Origin of the sequence: Halococcus thailandensis JCM 13552 (genome assembly GCF_000336715.1) — an archaeon.
GTDB classification, from domain to species: domain Archaea; phylum Halobacteriota; class Halobacteria; order Halobacteriales; family Halococcaceae; genus Halococcus; species Halococcus thailandensis.
Map to the genome: position 1 here is coordinate 1 of NZ_AOMF01000104.1, position 4,614 is coordinate 4,614.

Below are 4,614 nucleotides of genomic sequence, written 5' to 3' on the forward strand. Positions count from 1 at the left end.
ACGTATAGCTATCGTATATTATCTTGATGAGTCTGTCAAAACCTGCTTGTGGCCTATGAATCGTCAAAAGGGACTCCTTTTTACTTCGCCCTCAACCTCTGTATCTTGCACAGGATTTCTGACAGGCGTCAGGGAGCATGCACACCAGGGAATGGATTTGATTGCCAATCCCTATAACCGACTGTCCGGGGCGTGTTCGCCAGCAATTTGTTCTCCCCGAAGGGGTGAAATGGAGTTGAACTGCCTGCAACATCCGATTCGGACGCTCAAGAACATTCACGCATCACTTATCGACCAGACCATTACCGCAAACCTCGAACAGGCCCACGAACACGCCACCAACGGGAATCTCGATGGGTTCGAGCGCCACTGCGGTCACGCCGAACGCCTCGCCCACCAGCACGCTCCCGAACGGCTCGATGAGGTCAGGCAGCTCGCAGCGGCCAGCCCGGATCTCTTCGATGAACCGGCCGATACGCCAATCCAGAAACATACAAGTAGTCAGCGCCGACAGGCAGAAGTTAGCCGATGAACGCCGTCGAAGACCTCGCGCCGATGATCACGAGCAGCGAGAGAGACTATGACGATATCCGATGAACCGCGATCACGCAAACAGCGCGTTCAAGACGCAGTCATTCGCTTTCTCAATAGCGACAAGTACGGCAACAGCTGTCGGTACTTCCAGGCGGGGGATATTGCAGATCTCGACGCGGAACTCACCTCGTCGATGGTCGGGTCTTATCTTCCAGTGTTAGAGGACGAATCGCCCTTTGCATCGGGGATCACCGTCGCAAAGCATACCGAGCGGAACAACTCGACAGTGTGGGTTGTTAGGCGTGAAAGCGCCTCGTCGCAACTTGCTGGCGGTGAGTGAATCCGGACAGAGCCAATGTGGATCCATTTGTTTGGCGCGGCGCGGGACAATTTATGTTCACTCCGAAGGGGTGAGGTATTCGGAACATGAGTGCCACTACCGCCAATTCCGAGAATGGTTTGTCAGTGATCGTCGCGGATTCGCGATCGATTCTCGACTGCCTCTCTCCGGCCGGCCAGCGCCGGCTGGTCGTCGAGGCGATCGACGAATCCGGCTTTTCCGTTGCGGAGGTCGTCTCGGGGACTGCTCGTGGCGTTGATCAGCTCGGCGAGGACTGGGCTGGCGAACACGATGTGCCAGTCAAACGCTTTCCTGCTGACTGGGATACTCACGGCCGGGCAGCTGGGCCGATTCGCAACGAGGAGATGGCCAAATACGCCGACGCTCTCGTGGCCATCCACGTCGACGAGTCAGCCGGGACGGCGGATATGATCGATACCGCTCGCGATCTCCTCGGCCCCGATCGTCTCCACCGGGTTCCCGTCACGAGCGGCGAGTGACTGCCGAGCATTATGTGCAATCTGGCGACGAAGGCCGATTCGTTTGTACATAAGGCATTCGGGATGCCGGCACACAGCGTGGGCAAACGGTCGCAACTGCTCCGTGACCGCTCAGCAGTTTTTCTTCCCCAGAAGGGGTGAGGTGTTCGGAGAGATGCACGCCATCAGTGCCATGTCGAAGTCGGCAGCGCTGTTGGTGGGCAAGCATTCCGAATACTGCTCGGTCGGCGGCGTCGTGTCGACGTCGTCGTCGCGAGCAGCGCCGGCACCGCGATCGCCGACCGCCTCAGCAGTTTATTACCCCCAGAAGGGGTGGAGGGTCGAGGGCGAAGCGATGCTCGGCCCGATGCAGTGAATCGTGCTGAGTGAGTGATTCCGATTTCGTTGAAAACTATGTCCGTTGTAAGTCAGCAGTCCACGAGCCGAGATGCACAGACCGAAACCACCAGCAGTGCGAACAGCGGGAGCAGTCTTGTCGAGTGCTCGTCGATCGATGCCGCCGACGAGTGGATCACGCTCGAAACGAAGGTCATCGAACTGTGGGAGCCGACCTCGTCGTCGGTCGCACAGGTCGGCCTGCTCGGTGATGCCTCGGGTGTCACGAAGTTCGTCTCGTGGGCTGCTTCGGACCTGCCTCAGCTCGAAGAGGGCGCGTCGTACCGTCTCGAGAACATCGTCACCAACGAGTACGACGAGCAGTTCTCGGTGCATCTGAACACGAACAGTTCCATCGAGGAGATCACGGGCGAGGCAGCCGAGCGCGATCAGCTTCCCGTGGGCCTCCCGGATGCAGTGGCAGTCGAAACGATCGACGCCGCCGACGAGTGGCACGATCTCGTCGTCGAGGTCGACCAGCTCTGGAAGCCCAACAGCGACTCGATGAAGCAGGTCGGGCTGGTGGGCGATTCGACGGGCCGGATCAAGTTCGTCGCCTGGAAGGAGTCGGGCCTGCCGGAACTCGACGAGGGTGCAACCTACCGCCTCGAAGGCGTCGTCACCGATGAGTACGACGGGCAGTTCTCGATCAACCTGAACTCGGCGACCGACGTCGAGCGCCTCGATCAGTAGGCCGAGCCTGTCGAAAGCAGACGAAATGCCCTCTGTTCTTTTGGTCTGGAACCTCTCGCGCTTCGCTCCCGGTGGTCGCTTCGCGCGGCCTCCCCAGCCTCCTCCCTGCGGGGCGCACAGAGTGCGCCTCCTCGGGTCGGCGACCTCGCCTATGAGGAATGGATCGAAGATCCGTACGAAGACGAGCGAGAGCTATCGAGTACGAACTCACCCTACTGAGACGGTATATGAATCCTCGTTCTGGATTCGTCATCCGATCACTAGTGGGGTGAGCGATCAGCGGCTACTGCCGAGATGTCTTCGCTTCGCGTACGTCATTCCCTTCCCGAATCATGTCTGGACAGTTCGGGCAGACGCGCACGGTGTCCATCTCAGTCGGGGCGAACACACGAACGTACTGCTTGGTGACGGATCCACCACAATTCAGACACTCAGGCATNGTCCATCTCAGTCGGGGCGAACACACGAACGTACTGCTTGGTGACGGATCCACCACAATTCAGACACTCAGGCATAGTAGAGTCGGTTGACCTCGGAACTTCATTCTATCGCTACATTCGAAATCTGCGTTGCGGATGGTGGTCCGAGACCCTGGGAGAGGGTGAGTGAGATGGGTGATTTCTGGGTTCTCGCGTATACAATATTCCCTTCGTATGATTTTCATCGGGTTTAGAGAGTGGATCGTGCTGGATGGCTCATTCATTATCCGTCTATCGGTATATTTTACTGCTAGAATAACCACCTTCGAGATATGTATGATCTGACTGGCTTCCAGCGCGACTTGCTATACATTGCAGCTGACAAAGATGAACCGAACGGGCTCGAACTTAAAGACGAACTCGAAGGCTACTACGAGACGGAGATCCACCACGGGCGACTCTATCCGAATCTCGACACACTCGTCGAGAAAGGACTGCTCGAAAAGGGTGAACTCGACAAACGGACGAACTACTATCAGGTGACCCAGCGTGGGCAGCGCGAGATCGAGGCCCGTCGTGAGTGGGAAGACCAATACGTCTCACCGGAGGTCTGATAGCCCATGCGTAGTGTTTCGGCTCTGCGGCCGCGCACTTTCGGTAGCAATCCCTCGAGAGTAATGGTGACCAACGTCGGTGGTGAGGACGTCTAATGGTCGAGATACCCGACCGACTGGCGTGTCTGTTCACTGGTTCCGTCACCGAGGCAGGCGATTCCTACACGATTGAGGTACCAGAAGACGAACTCGATGTGGGAGCGATCACAGCTGGCGAGACCTATCAAGTGGCGATTCTTGGGGATACAGCGTCCGTGGGAAGCGATGACCAGCAGGAGCCACCGAACACGGCGGCTTCGGAGCCCCCCGTCTCACGGGGAGAGATCCGCGAGGTGACAATCGAGGCGCTGGGCGATCAGGGTGATGGGATAGCGAAAATCGAGCGCGGCTACGTCGTGATTGTGCCCGATGCACAGCCTGACGATGAGGTNGCGCTGGGCGATCAGGGTGATGGGATAGCGAAAATCGAGCGCGGCTACGTCGTGATTGTGCCCGATGCACAGCCTGACGATGAGGTAACTGTCGAAATCATGGATGCTCGCGAGAATTTCGCCTTCGCAGAGATTCGTGATCAATCTGAGACAGCTGAATAGTCGATCTCTTCAATCGCAGTTGGAGAGCCGTCTGCTTCGAAGAAATCGCCAGACGTAGATACATTTATCACTTTATCTGTATTATATTCACTCGGGGCAATACATGGCCAGCACGTCAGACGATCCTCGCAACTTCACACTTCGTGATGAGAGCGGTGAGGAAACGAGCACTTTCACCGGACAGGTACCACGACAGGCGGCACTCAAAGTCGCTCGGCGACTTGACCCAGCTGACAGCGAAGCCCAAGCGAGTCGGGAGGAGTTTCGCCTGCGGGAGAAAGGAACGAAGAAACTCCACATCTACGAGGGATGGGCGTGGCGCAGCGAGGCACCAGAAGACAAACCCGACTGGATGGCCGAGACGATCACCAAAGCGAACGTCTCGAAAGAAGGTATTGAGCATCTCGACGAACTGTAACTCAGCGGTCGGAAACAGATTCATATGCAGCAACCTGAAACAACGGGTATGGATGGAGAGCGGCGATTGCCGCCGTTCGTTGAAGACACGCTCGCGTTGGTGAGCGACGCTGCTGGTGGGACTGGCGA

General features: G+C 57.5%; 10 protein-coding genes. 7 read left to right on the forward strand and 3 right to left on the reverse strand.

The window, feature by feature from the left end; all coding sequences use genetic code 11:
• Nucleotides 1–283: 283 nt before the first annotated feature.
• Complete coding sequence (locus C451_RS22540) at nucleotides 284–493, reverse strand: hypothetical protein (protein WP_007738348.1); 210 nt, start codon at nucleotides 491–493, stop codon at nucleotides 284–286.
• A gap of 87 nt (nucleotides 494–580) precedes the next feature.
• On the opposite strand from C451_RS22540, the gene C451_RS04870 reads away from it, so the two are divergent.
• The 4 genes from C451_RS04870 (at nucleotide 581) to C451_RS04885 (ending at nucleotide 2,442) form a co-directional block, all read left to right on the forward strand.
• The gene (locus C451_RS04870; RefSeq protein WP_049912961.1) at nucleotides 581–874 is read left to right on the forward strand and encodes a hypothetical protein; all 294 of its coding nucleotides are present in this window, start codon (nucleotides 581–583) and stop codon (nucleotides 872–874) included.
• Between the two features lie 86 nt (nucleotides 875–960).
• A complete protein-coding gene (locus C451_RS04875; RefSeq protein WP_049912962.1) occupies nucleotides 961–1,374 on the forward strand; it encodes an SLOG family protein in 414 nt (137 codons plus the stop codon).
• A gap of 172 nt (nucleotides 1,375–1,546) precedes the next feature.
• A complete protein-coding gene (locus C451_RS04880) occupies nucleotides 1,547–1,729 on the forward strand; it encodes a hypothetical protein (protein ID WP_152420415.1) in 183 nt (60 codons plus the stop codon).
• A 38-nt stretch (nucleotides 1,730–1,767) separates the two neighbouring features.
• A complete protein-coding gene (locus C451_RS04885) occupies nucleotides 1,768–2,442 on the forward strand; it encodes a hypothetical protein (protein WP_007738353.1) in 675 nt (224 codons plus the stop codon).
• 283 nt (nucleotides 2,443–2,725) lie between these two features.
• Here C451_RS04885 and C451_RS24570 read toward each other — a convergent pair whose 3' ends face one another.
• Nucleotides 2,726–2,881, reverse strand: coding sequence for a DUF7563 family protein (locus tag C451_RS24570; protein ID WP_449271505.1), 156 nt, complete (start codon nucleotides 2,879–2,881; stop codon nucleotides 2,726–2,728).
• Complete coding sequence (locus C451_RS24575; RefSeq protein WP_449271506.1) at nucleotides 2,874–2,957, reverse strand: DUF7563 family protein; 84 nt, start codon at nucleotides 2,955–2,957, stop codon at nucleotides 2,874–2,876. Before C451_RS24575 ends, C451_RS24570 begins: the two co-directional genes overlap by 8 nt.
• Nucleotides 2,958–3,193: 236 nt before the next feature.
• On the opposite strand from C451_RS24575, the gene C451_RS04890 reads away from it, so the two are divergent.
• From C451_RS04890 to C451_RS04900, 3 genes are all read left to right on the forward strand, one after another.
• Nucleotides 3,194–3,475, forward strand: a complete 282-nt coding sequence (locus tag C451_RS04890; protein ID WP_007738356.1) for a helix-turn-helix transcriptional regulator — start codon at nucleotides 3,194–3,196, stop codon at nucleotides 3,473–3,475.
• Between the two features lie 95 nt (nucleotides 3,476–3,570).
• Entirely contained in the window at nucleotides 3,571–4,068 is a 498-nt protein-coding gene (locus C451_RS04895) for a TRAM domain-containing protein (protein WP_007738358.1), read from the forward strand.
• A 103-nt stretch (nucleotides 4,069–4,171) separates the two neighbouring features.
• Entirely contained in the window at nucleotides 4,172–4,486 is a 315-nt protein-coding gene (locus tag C451_RS04900) for a non-histone chromosomal MC1 family protein (RefSeq protein ID WP_007738360.1), read from the forward strand.
• Nucleotides 4,487–4,614: the final 128 nt, after the last annotated feature.

What these genes read in the sequence shown, in the direction of transcription:
- C451_RS22540 (WP_007738348.1), bottom strand. Translation starts at nt 493, where the DNA reads ATGTTTCTGGATTGGCGTATCGGCCGGTTCATCGAAGAGATCCGGGCT.
- C451_RS04870 (WP_049912961.1), top strand. Translation starts at nt 581, where the DNA reads ATGACGATATCCGATGAACCGCGATCACGCAAACAGCGCGTTCAAGAC.
- C451_RS04875 (WP_049912962.1), top strand. Translation starts at nt 961, where the DNA reads ATGAGTGCCACTACCGCCAATTCCGAGAATGGTTTGTCAGTGATCGTC.
- C451_RS04880 (WP_152420415.1), top strand. Translation starts at nt 1,547, where the DNA reads ATGTCGAAGTCGGCAGCGCTGTTGGTGGGCAAGCATTCCGAATACTGC.
- C451_RS04885 (WP_007738353.1), top strand. Translation starts at nt 1,768, where the DNA reads ATGTCCGTTGTAAGTCAGCAGTCCACGAGCCGAGATGCACAGACCGAA.
- C451_RS24570 (WP_449271505.1), bottom strand. Translation starts at nt 2,881, where the DNA reads ATGCCTGAGTGTCTGAATTGTGGTGGATCCGTCACCAAGCAGTACGTT.
- C451_RS04890 (WP_007738356.1), top strand. Translation starts at nt 3,194, where the DNA reads ATGTATGATCTGACTGGCTTCCAGCGCGACTTGCTATACATTGCAGCT.
- C451_RS04900 (WP_007738360.1), top strand. Translation starts at nt 4,172, where the DNA reads ATGGCCAGCACGTCAGACGATCCTCGCAACTTCACACTTCGTGATGAG.